Origin of the sequence: Paenarthrobacter aurescens, from assembly GCF_041549525.1 — a bacterium.
GTDB lineage: Bacteria > Actinomycetota > Actinomycetes > Actinomycetales > Micrococcaceae > Arthrobacter > Arthrobacter aurescens.
In genome coordinates this window covers 2,495,715-2,510,561 of sequence record NZ_CP157456.1, presented here as the reverse complement: position 1 = coordinate 2,510,561, position 14,847 = coordinate 2,495,715, and the positions used below count along the sequence as shown (strand labels likewise).

The 14,847-nt window shown below is 61.6% G+C and carries 16 protein-coding genes; 13 read left to right on the top strand and 3 right to left on the bottom strand.

Going from position 1 to position 14,847, the window contains the following annotated elements; all coding sequences use genetic code 11:
• Position 1: 1 nt before the first annotated feature.
• From ABI796_RS11630 to ABI796_RS11620, 3 genes are read left to right on the top strand one after another with little or no spacing between them, the layout of a single operon-like run.
• Positions 2 to 772 carry a lysophospholipid acyltransferase family protein gene (locus tag ABI796_RS11630; protein WP_141285232.1) on the top strand — a complete coding sequence of 257 codons (771 nt, stop codon included), beginning with the start codon at positions 2 to 4 and terminating at the stop codon, positions 770 to 772.
• On the top strand, positions 769 to 1,821 hold the full coding sequence (locus ABI796_RS11625) for an NAD(P)H-dependent glycerol-3-phosphate dehydrogenase (protein ID WP_141285234.1): 1,053 nt from the start codon (positions 769 to 771) through the stop codon (positions 1,819 to 1,821). The genes ABI796_RS11630 and ABI796_RS11625 overlap by 4 nt, the downstream gene beginning before the upstream one ends.
• The gene (locus ABI796_RS11620) at positions 1,821 to 2,957 is read left to right on the top strand and encodes a D-alanine--D-alanine ligase family protein (protein ID WP_141285236.1); all 1,137 of its coding nucleotides are present in this window, start codon (positions 1,821 to 1,823) and stop codon (positions 2,955 to 2,957) included. Before ABI796_RS11625 ends, ABI796_RS11620 begins: the two co-directional genes overlap by 1 nt.
• A gap of 15 nt (positions 2,958 to 2,972) precedes the next feature.
• On the opposite strand, the gene ABI796_RS11615 is transcribed toward ABI796_RS11620, so the two are convergent.
• A complete protein-coding gene (locus tag ABI796_RS11615; protein ID WP_141285238.1) occupies positions 2,973 to 3,482 on the bottom strand; it encodes a DUF3515 family protein in 510 nt (169 codons plus the stop codon).
• A 234-nt stretch (positions 3,483 to 3,716) separates the two neighbouring features.
• On the opposite strand from ABI796_RS11615, the gene ABI796_RS11610 reads away from it, so the two are divergent.
• Genes ABI796_RS11610 through rsmD form a run of 4 tightly spaced genes read left to right on the top strand, consistent with a single transcriptional unit; the run spans position 3,717 to position 8,674 of the window.
• Positions 3,717 to 4,730, top strand: coding sequence for a thiamine-phosphate kinase (locus tag ABI796_RS11610; protein ID WP_141285240.1), 1,014 nt, complete (start codon positions 3,717 to 3,719; stop codon positions 4,728 to 4,730).
• Positions 4,731 to 4,752: 22 nt separating this feature from the next.
• Positions 4,753 to 5,829: a DAK2 domain-containing protein gene (locus ABI796_RS11605; protein WP_141285319.1), complete on the top strand. Its 1,077-nt coding sequence runs from the start codon at positions 4,753 to 4,755 to the stop codon at positions 5,827 to 5,829.
• The gene (locus ABI796_RS11600; RefSeq protein ID WP_141285242.1) at positions 5,819 to 8,074 is read left to right on the top strand and encodes an ATP-dependent DNA helicase RecG; all 2,256 of its coding nucleotides are present in this window, start codon (positions 5,819 to 5,821) and stop codon (positions 8,072 to 8,074) included. Before ABI796_RS11605 ends, ABI796_RS11600 begins: the two co-directional genes overlap by 11 nt.
• 33 nt (positions 8,075 to 8,107) lie before the next feature.
• Positions 8,108 to 8,674, top strand: coding sequence for a 16S rRNA (guanine(966)-N(2))-methyltransferase RsmD (gene rsmD / locus ABI796_RS11595; RefSeq protein WP_141285244.1), 567 nt, complete (start codon positions 8,108 to 8,110; stop codon positions 8,672 to 8,674).
• 34 nt (positions 8,675 to 8,708) lie between these two features.
• Here the strand turns inward: rsmD and ABI796_RS11590 are convergent, their stop codons facing one another.
• Positions 8,709 to 9,503, bottom strand: a complete 795-nt coding sequence (locus tag ABI796_RS11590; RefSeq protein WP_174754588.1) for a spermidine synthase — start codon at positions 9,501 to 9,503, stop codon at positions 8,709 to 8,711.
• Positions 9,500 to 10,765, bottom strand: a complete 1,266-nt coding sequence (locus ABI796_RS11585) for an aminotransferase class I/II-fold pyridoxal phosphate-dependent enzyme (RefSeq protein WP_141285248.1) — start codon at positions 10,763 to 10,765, stop codon at positions 9,500 to 9,502. The genes ABI796_RS11590 and ABI796_RS11585 overlap by 4 nt, the downstream gene beginning before the upstream one ends.
• A gap of 35 nt (positions 10,766 to 10,800) precedes the next feature.
• On the opposite strand from ABI796_RS11585, the gene coaD reads away from it, so the two are divergent.
• The 6 genes from coaD to ABI796_RS11555 all read left to right on the top strand — a co-directional run bounded on the left by coaD (position 10,801) and on the right by ABI796_RS11555 (position 14,845).
• Entirely contained in the window at positions 10,801 to 11,301 is a 501-nt protein-coding gene (gene coaD / locus ABI796_RS11580; RefSeq protein ID WP_141285250.1) for a pantetheine-phosphate adenylyltransferase, read from the top strand.
• 167 nt (positions 11,302 to 11,468) lie between these two features.
• Complete coding sequence (locus ABI796_RS11575) at positions 11,469 to 11,996, top strand: DUF177 domain-containing protein (protein WP_141285252.1); 528 nt, start codon at positions 11,469 to 11,471, stop codon at positions 11,994 to 11,996.
• 33 nt (positions 11,997 to 12,029) lie between these two features.
• On the top strand, positions 12,030 to 12,233 hold the full coding sequence (gene rpmF / locus ABI796_RS11570; RefSeq protein WP_011775139.1) for a 50S ribosomal protein L32: 204 nt from the start codon (positions 12,030 to 12,032) through the stop codon (positions 12,231 to 12,233).
• 23 nt (positions 12,234 to 12,256) lie between these two features.
• The gene (gene rnc / locus ABI796_RS11565; protein ID WP_141285254.1) at positions 12,257 to 12,964 is read left to right on the top strand and encodes a ribonuclease III; all 708 of its coding nucleotides are present in this window, start codon (positions 12,257 to 12,259) and stop codon (positions 12,962 to 12,964) included.
• Positions 12,965 to 12,967: 3 nt separating this feature from the next.
• Entirely contained in the window at positions 12,968 to 13,930 is a 963-nt protein-coding gene (gene mutM / locus ABI796_RS11560; protein ID WP_141285256.1) for a bifunctional DNA-formamidopyrimidine glycosylase/DNA-(apurinic or apyrimidinic site) lyase, read from the top strand.
• Positions 13,931 to 14,110: 180 nt separating this feature from the next.
• Complete coding sequence (locus tag ABI796_RS11555) at positions 14,111 to 14,845, top strand: hypothetical protein (protein WP_141285258.1); 735 nt, start codon at positions 14,111 to 14,113, stop codon at positions 14,843 to 14,845.
• Positions 14,846 to 14,847 lie beyond the last annotated feature (2 nt).

The window sequence follows — 14,847 nt, the reverse complement described above, 5'->3', positions numbered from 1 at the left end:
TTTGAAGGAATCGGCTAAGAGCCGTGCAACGTTCATGCTGCTGGCCGGTCTGGCGCGTCCGCTGATGAACCTCCTGATTTCCAAGAAGTGGGAGGGTGTGGAGAACCTTCCGCCCGGCGGCTTCATCGCCGTACCCAACCACTGCACCGAGATCGATCCCATCGTGATCGGACACATGGTGTACAACCAGAAACGGCCACCGCACTTCCTCGCGAAGACCGGCCTCTTCAAGGTCCCCGTGCTGGGGTCATTGCTCCACGCCACGCGGCAGATTCCGGTTGAACGCTCGACGGCGGGAGCGAACCGCTCGCTTCAGGTGGCCAAAGAGGTGGTGGATGCCGGGGGTGCCATCATCATTTACCCCGAGGGTACCCTCACCCGCGACCCCGATCTGTGGCCGATGAAGGGACACACCGGTGCGGCCAGGCTCGCCTTGCAGACCGGCGCACCCGTGGTTCCCATGGCGCATTGGGGTGCACAGGAAGTCTTCCCACGGTATGCCAAGCGCCTCCATATCTTTCCGCGGAAAACTGTTCGCGTGCTGATCGGGAAACCTGTTGATCTCGGTGCCTTCAAGGACCGGCCCATGGACCGCGCCACGCTGACCGCTGCCACCGAGGTCATTATGGACGCCATCACGGAACTTCTTGAGACCCTTCGAGGCGAAGAAGCCCCCGCTGAGCGCTGGGATCCCGCTGTCCACAAGCAGGCCAAGCACGGCCGGTTCACCCAGGAGGGCTCGGATACGCAGGAAGGGGATCACGGCAAATGACCACAGTGGACGGCACCGTCAACACACCGGACGTAGTGGCTGTTTTGGGTGCAGGGTCTTGGGGAACCACATTCGCCAAGGTCCTGGCCGATGCTGCTGGGGCTACCGGATCCGAGCGAAGCATCCGGATCTGGGGACGCCGGGCCGAAGTGGTGGAGCAGATCAACTCTTCGCACCGCAACGAGCAATACCTTAAGGACATCGAACTCCCGGTCTCAGTCACGGCCTCCACGGATGTGGAGGAGGTGCTTAAGGATGCCACGCTGGTGGTACTCGCTGTGCCCGCCCAGTCCTTGCGCCCGCAACTGGGGGAGTGGAAGCCGTTTCTGGCCCCCGACGCCGTGGTTGTCTCCTTGATGAAGGGCCTGGAACTGGGCACGGACGCCCGGATGAGCGAAGTGATCGCCCAGGAGCTGGGTCTTCCCGCGTCCCGCGTAGCAGTGGTCTCGGGCCCCAACCTGGCGATGGAGATTGCCAGGGAGCAACCAACGGCGTCCGTTGTTGCTTGCAGCGACGCCGACACGGCCGCTGCCATTGCGCTGTGCTGCACGGCACCGTACTTCCGGCCCTATACCAGTACTGACGTTGTGGGCGTGGAAATCGGCGGAATCGTCAAGAACGTTATAGCTCTGGCCGTAGGCATTTGCGAGGGCCGCCAAATGGGCGACAACACCAAGGCTTCGGTGATTACCCGCGGACTCGCCGAGACGTCCCGGCTTGCGTTGGCCCTTGGTGGAGAAGCCCACACCATGGCAGGTTTGGCCGGACTCGGGGACCTCGTTGCCACGTGCTCCTCGGCCCTCTCGCGCAACCACACCGCAGGCAGGCTGCTTGGCGAGGGTCTTAGCCTCGACCAAGTTGCAGAGCACATGACGCAGACAGCAGAGGGCATCAAATCAGGCCCCGCCGTGCATGAGCTCGCCGGCAAATTAAATGTTGAAATGCCCATCACGGCCGCCGTTGTGGCGGTGCTTGAAGGCAGAATGTCCGTTGATGACCTGGGGCCGCGACTGCTGGCCCGGGCACTGAAGTCCGAAGGCGACTACTGATGGTGACTGACCACTCCACTCCGGCGACCAGCCGGCCCCGCGTAGCTGTTCTTTTTGGGGGACGCTCCAGCGAACATGCCGTCAGCTGTGTCACCGCCGCCGGTGTCATGGGAGCAATAGACAAGAACAAATACGAGGTCATCCCCATTGGCATTGCCAAATCGGGGCAGTGGGTTCTGGCCTCGGGAGACACCAGCCAGTGGTCCTTGAGCTCGGCAGCTCTTCCCGAGGTGGCGCCGTCGGGCAAGACCGTCACCTTGGCCGAGGTTGGTGGCGAGCATCAGCTCATCGTGACCGAGCCCAATGCCGTACCCCTGGAATTGGGTGCTGTGGACGTCGTATTTCCCCTGCTGCACGGACCTTGGGGCGAGGACGGTACCGTCCAAGGTCTCCTGGAGCTCTCGGATACCCGCTACGTGGGCGCCGGTGTGCTGGCCTCAGCTGTGGGAATGGACAAGCACTTCATGAAGGTGGTTTTCGAGTCCGCCGGACTAAGCGTTGGTCCCTACGTGGCTGTCACCGACCGCGAATGGACCACTGACGCCGAGGCTGTTCGTAAGAAGGTGGACAAGCTGGGATTCCCCGTGTTCGTCAAGCCTGCCCGCGCAGGCTCGTCCATGGGTATTTCCAAGGTTGACTCAATCGAAGGGCTGGACGCCGCGATCGAGGAGGCCCGCCGTCACGACTTGAAGCTGGTCATCGAGGCCGGCATTGTGGGCCGCGAGATCGAGTGTGCCGTCCTTCAAGGACGGGGCACTGATGCGCCCCGAACGTCCATGCCGGGTGAGATTGCCGTGGCAGCAGGAGAGCATCAGTTCTATGATTTTGCCGCCAAGTATGTAGAGGACGGGGCCGCTGCCTTGAGCTGCCCGGCCGATATGCCGGATGAGGCAATCGCGCGGGTGCGTGAACTTGCTGCCGTCGCTTTTGACGCCGTCGGTGCCGAAGGCCTGAGCCGCGTGGACTTCTTCTACACTCCCGCGGGTGAACTGATCATCAACGAAATCAACACGATGCCTGGCTTTACCCCCAAGAGCATGTACCCGCAGATGTGGGCGGCATCCGGTTTGGCCTACGGGGACCTGATCGATGAACTGATCCATCTGGCGCTGACGCGTAAGACCGGGCTGCGCTAACCTCGCTGAAAATCCCTATTGCGCGGAGGGCAGGTTCTGAAGGTCTTCCTGGCCGACGCACTTTCCGGTTGCCTTGATCTTGCCAACCGCGGCTGCCAGCTCGGTCAGCACGGTAGCGGAGCTGATGTTCGCTGCCTCCAGTTTGACGGGATCAATCAGAATCTCCGTGGCCGGTTCCCGACCAAAAGTGGTCAGCGTGTAAACGGGGTCGCCTTCTTTGATGACCCAGTCGATGTCGTTGACGCTCACGCAACGGTCCGTGGTGGGGCCGGGAACATTCACGCCGCAGCGGAGGATGACCTGGGAAGGATCTCCCCAGGCTGCAGTGGCTTGGCTGTTGGTTTTGCGGAGGGCGGCATCGCCGATCTGATCGGGCAGGGCCACCATCATGGGCGCGCAGGCGGGGTTGGCGGCATCCGCGGCAGCAGTGACGTCCACGGCGGGGGCGCAGGCTGACAAAGCGGTGCCGGATGCGGAGGCCAGGGCTATGGCCAAGGCAGTCCGGCGGAGGGTCTTTTGGTGCATCCATCCAGCCTATCCCGCGCGAGCCGGGTGCAGGCTTCGCGTTGTCGCAGGTCACATGCGCTGTGGAGCGCCGCAGGGGGGTGCCGCATTATTCTGTCGGTGGATCGCGATAGCGTAATGCAGTACCTGCAGATGAGCCGGGTTGGGGCGGGTGCAGTGCTGGAGAAGTGCAGTGCTGGAGAAGAGTCGGCCACTAGAGAACCGAGCATCGTGTCAAAAGAAGAATCGAGTGCAGTGCCAGTAGAACAGTTGACCGTCCAGGATCTGTCGGAGTCCGCCCTCCTTGCCAGGATCTTCCCGCGGCTGCACCGTAGCCCCGGCGTTCTGCTGGGACCCGGAGACGACGCTGCCCTGATTGCAGCACCGGATGGCCGGACCCTCATCTCCATCGACACCCAGACGCAGGACCAGGACTTCAGGCTTGAGTGGCCCAACGGCTACAGGACCACCGGATATGACGTTGGGTGGAAGGCCGCGGCACAAAACCTGAGTGACATTAACGCCATGGGCGGCAGCGCCACGAGTTTGGTGGTGAGCCTCACCATGCCACCGGCAACCCCCGTCGAGTGGGTTGAGGCGTTTGCCGATGGCCTCACCGCGGCGATTGTTGGCTTGGGCGCTCAGGATTGCTCGGTGGCCGGCGGAGACCTGGGCCGGGGCCGCGAGCTGGCGGTGACTGTCGCCGTCGTCGGCACGCTTGCCGGAGCAGCCCCGGTGTTGAGGTCCGGTGCCAAGCCCGGGGACACTGTGGCAGTTTCGGGGACGTTGGGAAGGGCCGCCGCCGGGTGGGCGCTGTTGGAAAGCACGGTTCCCCTGGACTCCCTCTCTGCTGAGCTGCGGAGCTTGGTGGAGAACCAATGCAGGCCGTTGCCTCCCTTGGATGCCGGGCCCTTGGCTGCGCGGGCCGGCGCCACGGCCATGTTGGACATTTCCGATGGCCTGATGCGCGATGGCAGCCGCCTGGCACATGCCAGCAACGTGGTCCTGGATTTCGATCCCGCTGCTTTGGAGCCATTCGTGGCCCCTTTGGAGCAAGCAGCCGAGCTCCTTGGCATAGAGGCCACGCGATGGGTGCTGGGCGGGGGAGAAGACCATGGTTTGCTTGCCACCTTCCCGGCAGGCATTCAGCTACCGCAGGGCTTCACTGCGATAGGCTCGGTTCAAGCCGTTGTCGAGCCGCCAGGCAGTGGCGTCCGGATTTCCGGGCAAACTGCTGACACCGTTGGATGGGATCACTTTGCAGACTAAGATCGCCGCGAATGCGCACGCCATGAAACGCTGGCTCGGCAAGGCGGAGGTGATCCTGGGCAACCACAGCGACCGTCTGAACGCGATTAACATTTTTCCTGTTGCCGATGGCGATACCGGAACCAATCTCTATCTCACCGTCCGGGCAGCAGTGGCTGCCCTGGGTGGGACTGCCACTGATGCCGCGGAAACCGGCAACGACGTCGGGGCCCTTTTGTCCCGGGCAGGGCAGGCAGCCATGGAACAGGCCCGTGGAAACTCGGGCACCCTTTTTGCTGTTTTCCTGTGCGCAGCTGCAGAGCCTTTGGTGGGGAAGTCCCGTCTCAGCGCGCCATTGCTTGCCACCGCACTGAACCGGGCCCAGATCCGGGCATGGTCTGCACTCAGCGAGCCGGTGGCCGGCACCATGCTCTCTGTCCTTGAAGCCGCAGCGCATGCCGCCCAGGCTGTGGACGCCTCCCAAAGCGGCGACGACAGCAATCATGCTCTGGGTCTATCCCTTGATGCTGTAGTTGATGCCGCTTACCAGGCTGTTGTCCGGACCGAGGATGAACTGGCGCAATTGCACGAAGCCCGCGTTGTAGATGCTGGAGGCGTGGGGATGCTGCTGGTCCTTGATTGCCTCCGCTCTGCCGTCCTGGGCGAAGAACTTCAGGATGAACTGCTCGATGGCCTTCACGGTTACCAGCTGCAGGACCCGCACATCCACGAGCACATGCCGGCCGATGACGGGGTGGAGGTCATGTGCACCATCAACCTTTCCCCTTTGAATGCCGCGATTCTCCGGCAACGACTGGACGAGATGGGCGAGTCAGTGATCATGAGCCAAGTGGGCGGCGCCCAAGGCAACGATGATGACGACGACGAACCGGGCGTGGAGGTCAGCTACAGATGGCGTGTCCACGTACATGTTCCCGATCCGGAGCCTGCAGTTGCACTGATCCGTTCGCTGGGAGAGCCCACCGATATTGCGGTCAGCCAATTGGCCATACCCCGTGAAAACGGCCAGGAAACGGCCGCTGGAGAAGCTTCCGGCAGGGAATCCGAAAGCACCAACGCAGCCACCAATGTTCCGGGCCAGTCACGGCATGAATTCTGAGCTGGAACTTTCCCTCGAACGGAGGATCGGCAAGCGCTCCGCGGCTGTCATCGACAAGCACTTGGGGATCAAGACCACCGGGGCCTTGCTGAACTACTTCCCCCGCAGGTACTTGAGCCGCGGTGAACTGACGCCCATCAGTAACCTTCCGTTGGATGAGGAAGTTACGCTGATTGCGCGGGTGCTTTCCAACAGCACGCGCCAAATGCGGGCACGGCGGGGCTCCATCACGGACGTAGTGGTTACGGATGAGGCAGGTGGCTCAGGTGTTCCAGGTACGTTGAAGGTCAGCTTCTTCAATGGTTTCCGGGCGAAAGCAGAACTTCTTCCCGGCCGGCGGGCCATGTTCTCAGGCAAGGTTTCCCGTTACGGTGGAGCCCTTGGCCTGACCAACCCTGACTTCCTTCTCCTGGATGAGGACCCTGAAGCCGAGGGCTCTGTGGACCCGGAGAAGCTCGCTGCCATGCCCATTCCCGTCTATCCGGCAACGGCCAAGCTGACCAGTTGGTCCATCCACAAGGTGATCACTGCTTTGCTGCAAACCCTGGACCTCGATTCTCTGCAGGATCCACTTCCGGCAAGCATCGCCCGCAGGGACGGGTTGTTGCCGGTGGCTGAGGCATACCGATTGATCCATTCACCGGAGATCGCCAAGGACTGGCAACGTGCGCAGGAACGGTTCCGGTACCAGGAAGCCCTCGTTCTGCAAACAGCCTTGGCGCGCCGGCGGGCTCAGCTTGCAGCAGAGGAAGCCACTGCACGGCGGCCGCGTAAAGACGGATTGCTCAGCAAATTTGACCAGAACCTGCCCTTCACACTTACCGCAGGCCAAGCTGCGGTGGGAAAGACGCTCGCTGATGAGCTCGGGCGCGACACCCCCATGAACAGGCTGCTTCAGGGCGAGGTGGGTTCGGGCAAGACGATAGTGGCCCTGCGTGCCATGTTGCAGGTGGTGGATTCAGGCGGCCAGGCAGCACTTTTGGCTCCCACGGAAGTACTGGCGGCACAGCATTTCCACTCCATCCGAAAAACTTTGGGGGCATTGGCCCGGGACCATATCTTTGGCGGTGCGGGCATGCTCGGCGGTGACGCAGCCCAGGAAGCGGTGCAGGTGACACTCCTGACCGGATCCATGCCAACGGCTGCGCGCAAGCAGGCAATGCTGGATGCGGCCTCCGGAAATGCCGGAATTGTCATTGGCACCCATGCGTTGCTGAGCGACAAAACCAGCTTCCAGGACCTCGGGCTGATTGTGGTGGATGAGCAGCACCGCTTCGGCGTGGAGCAGCGAGACGCCCTTCGGGCCAAGGCGCAACGGCCTCCGCATCTGCTGGTCATGACGGCCACTCCAATTCCCCGCACTGTGGCCATGACGGTGTTTGGCGACCTCGAAACCTCCATCCTTGATGAGCTTCCTGCCGGACGTGCGCCTATTTCCACCCATGTGGTGGGACTCGCGGAAAATCCCGGGTGGGTGGACCGCATCTGGAAGCGTTCACGCGAAGAAGTCGACTCCGGTCACCAGGTCTACGTGGTGTGCCCCAAGATCGGATCGGACGACGACGGCGACTTCAGTCCCGGGGAGGCGGAACCCAGCGATGCAGATCTCGGGGACGAAGGCCCCTCGCGGGAGCTGGCTTCGGTGACCGCCGTCGTCGAGGCCCTCCTGCAGGAGCCGGCACTCTCCGGGGTGCCCGTGGTCCCTCTTCACGGACGGCAGGATCCGCAGGTGAAATCCGAGACCATGGCCTCGTTCGCCTCCAACAGCACTAAGGTTCTGGTCTCCACAACGGTCATTGAGGTGGGCGTGGACGTCCACAACGCCACGCTGATGGTGATCCTGGACGCTGACCGCTTTGGCATTTCACAGCTCCACCAGTTGCGCGGCCGCGTGGGCCGTGGGGGATTGCCCGGCACGTGCTTGTTGGTCACTACCCTGGAGCCGGGGCATCCGAGTCGTCGGCGGCTTGATGCAGTAGCTTCAACTACGGACGGCTTTGAGCTCTCCCAAGAGGACTTGAAGCTCCGTAGGGAAGGAGACATTCTGGGGGCCTCACAATCCGGAGGGCGATCCACCCTCAAGCTGCTGCGTGTACTGGAACATGAGGACATCATTGCCCGGGCACGTACCGATGCCCAGAACCTGGTGGCCGAAGACGTGTCTTTGGAGCATCAACCGGCTTTGGCCGCTGCGATCGATGAGTATTTGAACCCTGAGAAGGAGGCGTTCCTTGAACGCGGTTAGAGTTCCCCGGATGCCAGTTAGTGGAGAATTTCAGTGAGCCGGATCATCGCCGGAGTTGGTGGTGGAAACCCGCTGGCCAGTGTCCCCGGAACGGCCACCCGTCCCACCACGGACAGGGTGAAAGAGGCATTGTTTTCGCGTTTGGAATCGTTGGCCGTTATTGACGACGCCCGGGTCCTGGACCTCTATGCAGGTTCTGGATCGTTGGGTGTGGAAAGCGCCAGCCGAGGTGCCCGGAGCGTGGATCTGGTGGAGTTTGATGCCAAGGCCACTGATGTCTGCCAACGCAATGCGGACCTGGTGAACCAGTTGCTGGGTGGCAAGAGAGTCTCGGTGCATCGTTCCAAGGTGGAATCGTTCCTGGAGCGTGCAAGCGAGGAAGCCATGTGGGACCTGGTTTTCCTTGATCCGCCGTACCCCTTGGATGAACCGGCGCTGAGTGAGGTCCTGACCAAGTTGGCAGCGCATCTGGACGAGGCAGCCGTGGTGGTGGTGGAACGGAGTTCACGGAGTCCGGAACCGAAGTGGCCTGAGGCTTTGGAGTGTTTTGCCGATAAGAAATACGGAGAGACCAAGCTGTGGTTCGCTGAGCCGGCCTGACTCCGGGAGGGCTTAACACAACCGGGCGCTGGCATTAGGCCGAGATGCTGTCCAATTCAACGCCCGTCAGGACCTTGGCGGGGTGGGGGCCGCGGGCCAGCAGTTGCGTTGTCCATTCGCTGGGCCACTGCTTGCCGGTGCCCACCAGGACGATGTTGCCGGGGTAACGTCCGGCGAACATTCCTGCCTCAGCGAACGCAGCCACGTCCGTCATGGCTTGGCGTAGCGCGGCCACTTGGCTGCGCACGAGCGTCAGTGCCGGCTCGTCGCCCACGTTGATGATCAATATCCCCTCAGGCTGAAGCCGCGCGGCTGCTTCTTCGTAGAACTCGCGGCAGGCGATGTGCTCGGGGGCCTCCGGACCTGAGAAGATATCCAGAATGACGACGTCGAACATCACCTGATCGGGAAGCCCCACCAAAGATTCGCGGGCGTCGCCGATCTGTGTGGTCAGGACGGTGCCTTCAGGCATCGGCAGCTTTTGAAGCACAAAGTCCAGAAGTTCGCGCTCAAGCTCAACAGCATATTGTTCCGAGCCGGGGCGGGTTGCCTGGATATAGCGCGCCAGGGTAAGGGCCCCTGCTCCCAGGTGGAGGGCGCGGATGGGCCTTCCGGGTTCGGCCGCCAAGTCAACCACATGACCGATCCTGCGCAGGTATTCGTAGAAAATGTCCGAGGGATCGGCCAGGTTCACATGTGACTGTTCCGCGCCGCCAATGCTGAGGATATAGCCGCCGTCAACGAGGGTGTCGGCCTCAATCGTTGCGTGCTGGCCGGTTGTTCGCAGGAAGCGCGTTGCGTGGTGCTGGCCGGAGCCCGCGGCGTTCAGAGCCTGTCCTTCAAAGTGGCAAGGCGTTCAGCGGCCTCTTCCAGGACGTCAGTTTTTTTGCAGAAGGCGAATCTGAGGAGGCTGCGTGTGCGCTCGGCTCCCTCCGGATGGCAAAACACCGGAACGGGGATGGCGGCCACACCAACGAGCCCCGGCAAGCGCCTGGCAAGCTCAACGGAGTCCGGAATTCCCAGGGGTGCTGTGTCCACATTGATGAAGTACGTACCGCTGGGGTTGAACACACCGAACCCGGCAGCGCGCAGGCCCTCGGCGAGGATGTCACGTTTGTGCCGGAGGGTGGCGGCGATCCCGGTATAGAACTCATCAGGGAGCCCCAAGCCCACTGCGATGGCACTTTGGAAAGGTGTGCCAGAGCTATAGGTCAGGAATTGCTTGACGGTGCGAACCGCGGCCACCAGGTTTTCGGGCCCGGTGAGCCAACCAATTTTCCAGCCGGTAAAGGAGAAGGTCTTACCGGCAGAGGAGACAGTGATGGTGCGCTCGGCGGCACCGGGCAGGGAAGCGATGGGAGTATGCGCTGCATCGAAAGTCAGGTGCTCGTACACTTCGTCGCTGACAATGATGGCACCGAACTTTGCCGCCAGTTCCACAATCCGTGACAGGACGTATGCGGGGAAGACAGCGCCGGTTGGGTTGTGTGGATTGTTCAGAAGGACGATTTTGGTGCGTTCACTGAAGGAGTCTTCCAAAACCGTCAGGTCAGGAAGGAAGTCCGGGGCAGGAAGGGGAGCAGTAACGTGCGTGGCTCCGGCCATGTTAATGATGGCCCCGTAGGAGTCGTAGAAGGGTTCGAACGTAAGGACTTCGTCGCCGGGCTGGATGAAGGCCAGCAGCGTGGCGGCAATGGCCTCCGTTGCCCCGGTTGTGACAAGAACTTCAGTGTCCGGATCCGGCTTCAGGCCGTAGAAGCGATGCTGGTGTGCGGCTATGGCCTCCCTGAGTACGGGGACTCCCTTGCCGGGCGCGTACTGGTTGGCGCCATCGGCGATTGCCCGACGTGCTGCGGCCTTGATCTCTTCCGGGCCGTCTTCGTCGGGAAATCCCTGACCGAGGTTGATGGCCCCGGTGGACACCGCGAGGGTGGTCATCTCCTCAAAGATAGTCACGCCCAGGCTTCCTCCGGGGGAGAGCAGGTTGGCTCCCATGGCGGCCCGCTGCCACGGTGCCGGCTTGGAGTCACCGGGGATGCCGGCGCTCAAATCAAGGAAGGGGCTGCTGCCTGCGGATGCCATGTCAGCCATGGTATCCCGGCAAAGTCATGGGGTAGGTTCGTCTCATGAGACGCGCGGTATGCCCTGGATCCTTTGACCCTATCCACAACGGACATCTCGAAGTCATCGCCCGGGCCGCCGGCCTGTTCGACGAAGTCATCGTGGCCGTGTCCACCAATTATGCCAAGAAGTACAGGTTCAGCCTCGAGGACCGCATGGAGATGGCCCGTGAAACGCTGGCCTCCTTGCGGGGCATCATCGTTGAGCCCATGGGCGAGGGGTTGTTGGCTGAGTACTGCCGTCACCGGGGTGTTTCAGCCATAGTCAAAGGCTTGCGTTCATCCTCGGATTTTGATTACGAGCTTCCCATGGCCACTATGAACCGCCAGCTGTCCGGCGTCGAAACGGTGTTCCTGCCCGCGGAAGCACATTACCTGCACCTTTCCTCCACGCTGATAAAGGAGATCAACGTTCTCGGTGGGGACATTTCAGACTTCGTTCCGAAATCGGTGCTGAAAAGGCTCCTTGCTGGCGAGCCGGCGGCGGAACAGCCTCGCAAGGGGTAGGCTTGACGGGTACCTTGCGCCCTTCGCGCAGAGTTGCCCAAGCTGAAACCACTGCGCATTCACGTGTGCCCGGCGTCGGTTTGAGTCCTCAAGCGTGATCAGGCTAAGATGGTACGTCGGTCATATGTTCTACAGGAGTTCTCATTAAGCGAGATGCAAGTTCGCCCTTGGCGCTGGTAGTCAAGGACCTTGGACGTAGTCCAGGGACCATGCGGACACTCAACGAGCATGTACCTGCGCCAAGTGACCTTGGTGTGGCGCTCATTGGCGTAAAGGAAGGCTCGGACATCGAGCTGGATCTTCGTCTTGAGGCCGTACACGAAGGAATTCTGGTATCCGGATCCGTAAACGTCGAAGTAACCGGCGAATGCGGTCGATGCCTGGATCCCCTTGCGTATGACCTTGAGGTCAATGTGCAAGAACTTTTCTTCTATGAAGGTGTTGAGCCTTCAGGTGAAGAAGACGATGAAGAGCAACGTCGAGTCGAGTACGATCTAATCGATCTTGAGCCGGTGTTGCGGGACGCAGTTGTCACTATGCTGCCGTTCCAGCCGGTGTGCCGGGAAGACTGCCAGGGCCTGTGTTCCGAATGCGGAGCGCGCCTGGAAGACGAGCCGGGGCACCACCACGAGGTCATTGACCCTCGCTGGGCTGCCCTAGCTGATCTGGCTAAGACTGACCGGCAAACCGATTAGTAAGTGTTCGTCTAAGAGAGAAATGAGATAGCCGTGGCTGTTCCCAAGCGGAAAATGTCTCGCGCAAATACACGCGCCCGCCGTGCCCAGTGGAAGGCAACTGCCCCCAACTTGGTCAAGACCATCGAAAACGGTCAGGTTACTTACAGCCTGCCGCACCAGGCAAAGGTCGTTACTGACTCTGCCGGCACCGCGCTGTTCCTTGAATACAAGGGCCGCAAGGTCGCAGACGCCTAATCTGCCGTACAGGCTGACTAAGGATGTCTTCAACTGAAGAGCTTCTGAAGCGTCTCGGTGTCTCGATTGACACCGAGACGCTTCGTCTTGCTCTGACACATCGCTCATATGCGTATGAGAACGGCGGGATTCCCACCAACGAGCGCCTCGAGTTCCTCGGCGACTCCATCCTGGGATTCTCCGTGACTGATTCTCTCTACCGTGAGAACCCCTCGCTGCCCGAAGGCGAGCTGGCCAAGCGACGTTCCGCCGTCGTCAGTACGCGTGCTCTGGCCGGAATCGGCCGGGAAATCGGCGTCGGCGAGTTCATATACCTCGGTCAGGGCGAGAAACTCACTGACGGCAAGAACAAGGCGTCCATTCTGGCTGACACCATGGAGGCCTTGATCGGTGCCACATACCTGTCCAACGATATTGAGACAGCACGCCAGCTGGTGATGCGCCTTGTGGGCCCGCTCCTGAAGGATGCCGGCGCACTTGGAGCAGGAACTGACTGGAAGACGAGCATCCAGGAGCTCACGGCGAGCCGTCAACTTGGCGCCATTCACTATGCGGTGGAAGGCTCCGGTCCCGATCACGCCAGGACGTTCGAAGCCGTCCTGAACATTGGTGGCACTCCGTATGGCCGCGGCTCAGGTCATTCCAAGAAAGAAGCGGAGCAGGAAGCTGCCGCCGACGCCTGGCGTGCTTTGACTGCCTTGGATCCCTCCGCCGCCGGTCCTGCTTCCTGACGCATGCCCGAACTTCCCGAAGTTGAAGTAGTCCGCCGGGGTTTGGCCCGTTGGGTTCGGGGACGGACTATCACCGGCGTTGAGGTCCTGGACCCCCGCTCCATCCGCAGGCATGCCATGGGAACCGAAGACTTCATTGGAAACCTTGAGCACACCACGGTGATGGATGTTGTGCGCCGAGGGAAGTTTCTCTGGATGCCCTTGGCAGTGTCTGACTCTCACAGGGGATCCGCAAGCGAAGACCTTCCGAAAGTGGCCCTGATGGCGCACTTGGGCATGAGCGGTCAACTGCTGATGCAGGATCCCCATGTGGCGGATGAAAAGCACCTCAAAGTCAGAATCACACTCAGCCCCGTTGCCGAGATGCCCGAACAGCTGCGGTTCGTGGACCAAAGAATTTTCGGTGGCTTGTTTGTGACCACTCTGGTGCCCACGGTGGACGGCGGCCCCGGAGGCTTGGGCGAGACCCCATTACCGGAGATCGCCGAAGAGGCAGCTCACATAGCCAGGGACCCGCTGGACCCCTTTTTCTCATTCGATGCGTTCTACCGGAAGATCAAAGGCCGGAAGACCGGTCTGAAGCGTGCGCTGCTGGACCAGTCAGTCATCTCGGGTATCGGCAACATCTACGCCGATGAAGCCTTGTGGCGGGCCCGACTCCACTACGCCAGGGCTACCGATACCCTCCGCAGGGCAGACGCTGAGCGGCTGGTCGAGTCCGCGAAGGACGTCATGAACGCCGCACTCGACGCCGGAGGGACAAGTTTCGACTCCCTTTACGTCAACGTCAATGGTGATTCCGGGTACTTTGCCCGCTCCCTGAATGCCTACGGACGTGCCGGTGAGCTTTGCGGCCGTTGCGAGGCAATAGGCCTGCGGAGCGTCATGAAGAGGGAGCAGTTCATGAACCGTTCCTCCTATACCTGCCCGGTGTGCCAACCGCGGCCGCGTAACGGACGTTGGTAGGCCAAAAACTGTTCCGGAATCCGGATGGCAATGGCAGACTGTCTGCATGATCAGCTTGGCGCCCGGAATCGCCATCGCAACAACGAACGCCACCACTCTGTGGGTGGCGTCAGTTCTACCCGCCTTTTTTGTTGAATCGGTTCGCCAGCCTTTCCTTAGCTCAGACGCTCCGGGGATGCCATGATGGCGCGGCGGTTGGTCATTGCGGGCATTTGCCTTGCTGTGCTGATCGCCGCCGTCGCCATTGTCCTTGACCAAATGGCGGGTAAACCCGGACCATCTGCCCGAAGTGAATCCTCCGTTTCTCCCAGCGCAACAACCACCGCAACATCCGGCGCTCCCACGTCCTCGGGAGAAATCCCGGGCGGGGCCGGCAATCCCGCGTCCGGCAGTCCTGCGTCCGGCAGCCCGACGTCGGGCGCCGAAGGCAGCAGCAGCGGTGACGGGAGCGCGGGCGATGAAGGCCCATCAACGAGCAAACCGCTGGAAGTCCTGCCTCCTGTCACCGGCACCCCCACGGGATTGCCGGAACCTTCAGCCCCTGCGCCCTTGATCACCGGCGCTTTGCCTGCACCGGGCAGTGCTGCCGGTGAAGTGGTGGATGGTTGGCCGGCCGGAGTCCTGACCCTGCCTGAAGGTACAACCATTGGGTCTACCTCAGTGTCCACATCCGGTGATGTCCTCCAAGTCGCCGCTGATGGCATCATCGCCAAGCCACAAGCCGAAGTCCTGGCGTCCTTCCGACAGTCGTTGGTCTCCCACGGGTTCTGGTCCGAGGCTGCACCAGCCGCGGACGGGGCCATGGCCGAACGATTTGTCCGGGGCACGGATACGGTCACGGTTTCGGTGGTTACAACCGGTACCGGCAACTCCCGCTTCCAACTACTGGGCAGCCTCCACGCGGCGGCGGATTAGGG